Consider the following 2846-nt stretch of genomic DNA (forward strand, 5'->3'; position numbering starts at 1 on the left):
TCGCCAACCAGACGTTCCACATCCTCGGCCCCGGGCTGCGGGACACCCCCGTCGGCGTGCCCGGCGACCTGTACATCGCCGGCGCCCGCGTGACACCGTGGCCGCCAGCGCTTGGCGCACCTGACGCAGGTCCTTGCGCAGCGGCCCGATCTGTCCCGGATCCCTGGCGAACAGCACCCGCTCCACCGCGGAGGCGATGGCCGTGATGGCCGCCGCCGAGTCGGCGTCGAACTCGTACTGCTGGGTCAGCCGCCGTGCCAGCGCCCGCGGGGTCTCGCTGAGCTGGCGGGCCATGCCGTAGTCGTACAGCACGTCGTCCAGCTCCGCCCACGCGGCGGCGACCGACGGATGGCCGCCCCCCGACTTCGACGCGATCCGGGCCGTCAGGTCGTCGGACGGCTCCGAGACCTTCCAGCCCAGGGCGCGCACGCGCCGGTTCCTGGTGATCAGACGCAGGCCCGCGGGGATCAGCAGCACCAGCAGCAGCGCCGCCGCGCCGATGCCGATCTGGCCGATCAGCGGCATCGAGTCGTCCGTCGGCAGCCCGCCGGTGGCGACCACGCCCTCGCGGTCCAGCTCGCGAGGGTTGCGCCGGGTCTGCGGGTCGACCGGCTCGTCAGCGGACGAACTCGTCGAACCCGGCGTCGGCGTCGACGCCTCCCCGGTCGCCTCCGGCCGGGGCTGGGTGTACTCGGGCACCCGCGCGCTGCCCTGGCCGGCCGAGCCCGCGGGAGTCGGCTCGAACGGCAGCCAGCCCACACCCTCGAAATACAGCTCGGGCCAGGAGTGGGAGTCGTTCGTGCCGACCTGCCACCGGTCACCGACCTTCGTGCCGCCCGTGTAACCGATGGCCACCCGCGACGGGATGCCCACCAGCCTGGCCAGCACCGCCATCGACGCGGCGAACTGCTCGCAGTAGCCCGCACGGTCGCGCAGCAGGAAGTCCCGCAGCGCCGAGTTGCCGTGCCCCTGCGTGCTCAGGTTGTAGGTGAAGTCGCCGCCGGTGAAGAACTGCTGCAGCTTCACCGCCGCCTCGTAGTCCGTCTTGGCGTTCGCGGTCAGCCTGGTCGCCAGCTCGGCGATCTCGGGCGGGAGGTTGTCCGGCAGCCTCAGGAAGCGGGGATCGACGCTGGGCCGGGTCCCGCTGAGCGAGTCCAGCAGGTCCGGCGTGGGCTCCGGCTCGCTCGTGGTCACCTCGTACTCGACGCCGGCGGCCTCGTCGCGGGTGGAGAAGACCATGAGCGTGTCCACGTCCGCCCGCCAGTCGCCGTCGATCTGGATCTGTCTCGGCGGGTACGGCAGCGGCAGGAACTGCAGCTTCGCGATCTCGTCGCTGATCCGGATGTCCGTGGCCACGGTCTTGACCTTCGGCTCGGGACCGAGACCGGGCGGCGCCGGGAGGGGGCCGTTCTCCGTCCTGTTCTGCGGGGCACCCTTGGGCTCCGTCATGCCGAACTGCTGGCCGTCGAACGTGTCGAGCGCGAAGATCCGCAGATAGCGGGGTTTGTCGTCGTTGTTGGCGTAGGTGAGGACCACGCGCCGTTCCGGCAGCTCCAGCTGGCCCTTCAGGTTCGCGATGGGGTTGGGGATGCTGATCGAGTTGCCCCGGCCCGAACCGCTGCCGCCCACGCCGAACGTGAAGAACGACACCGGCTCCATGGCCGGCAGCAGGGCGGGCACCAGCACCGCCAGCACGATCGCGGCGAACCCGATGCGCTTGCCCGACAGCCGCAGCCCGCTGGTGTCCGCCGAGGTGCGGGCCTCGGGCCGGGAGGACGTGGCGCGGGTCGTCCGCCGTACCAGCACCGCCCTGCCCCAGTGGCCCACCCGCTCGCGCCCGTCGGCGATCAGCAGGCCGATGAACCCGAGCGCGGCCAGGATGAACGCCGGCCAGCTGATCGGGTCGGGCAGGATCGTCGCCGGCACGGTGGCCAGCGCCAGCAGCGGCAGCCCGGCCAGCGCCGCCTTGCGCAGCCGCGCGGCCAGCAGGTCGACGGCGATCGCGATCAGCGCCACGCCGCCGGCGGTCAGCAGCGTGATGCCCTCGGTCTCCGGCACGGGCGCGGCGAAGCGCTGGATGTCGGTCCAGCCGACCCCTACCAGCCTGCCCAGCTCCACCACCGACCCGCGGGTCGGCACCACCAGCGCCCACGCCTTGGCGGAGGCGAACGCCGCGGTCAGGTAGACCCACACCGCGAGCAGCGCGACCAGCGGCGCCGCCCACGCGGGCAGCGACAGGCGGCTGCTCAGCAGGCCCGCGGCCATCACGGCGAGCACGGCGCCCAGCGACGACCAGAACCAGGAGCCGCCCTGGAAGAGCGGGTAGAGCAGGAACGCCGCGGCGAACGCGGCCACGCCGGAGGCGGCGGTCAGCCTCATGCCGCGCCTCCCGCCGGGTTGAGCGCGTACCTGTCGCGGTTGGCGGCGTTCTGCCAGACGGAGGCGATCGAGGTGCCCGCGGGCAGGCGCACGATGCGCCAGCCGTACCCGGCCAGGACCGTCTGCACGGCCTGGTGGTTCTCGGCGGCCGCGCGGTCCCCGCCGTCCCACGTGCTCACGTCGAGCATCACCGCCACCGCGGTGATGCCGCTGTGCCTCAGCCTGGCCAGCTCTCTCGCCTCCTCAGGGTCGAGGTCGCCGAGCACGGCCACGATCAGCCCGTCGCCCCCGCCCTGGCGCAGGGCCGAGACGCCCATCTCCAGGGAGCGGGCCGGACTGTGCCGCACCACGGCGAGGGTGTCGAGCAGCGACCAGCTCAGTCCGGTGTCGGTCAGGTGCTCGGCGCCCTGGTCGGTCACCAGCCGCAGGCCGAGGCCCTCGCGGGCGAGGTGCACGCCGATCGAGGC

Annotated in this window: 1 protein-coding gene and 1 pseudogene; both read right to left on the minus strand. The window is 73.2% G+C overall.

Annotated elements, in window-relative coordinates:
* Nucleotides 1–2379: transglutaminase family protein (locus ACWDX9_RS62070; RefSeq protein WP_449973242.1), on the minus strand; the 2379-nt coding region annotated here is incomplete at its 3' end.
* Nucleotides 2376–2846 (minus strand): annotated as a pseudogene (locus ACWDX9_RS62075) (DUF58 domain-containing protein); the annotation flags it as partial. The gene ACWDX9_RS62070 and the pseudogene ACWDX9_RS62075, both read right to left, overlap by 4 nt.

The sequence above is a fragment of the Nonomuraea sp. NPDC003201 genome (assembly GCF_053590415.1).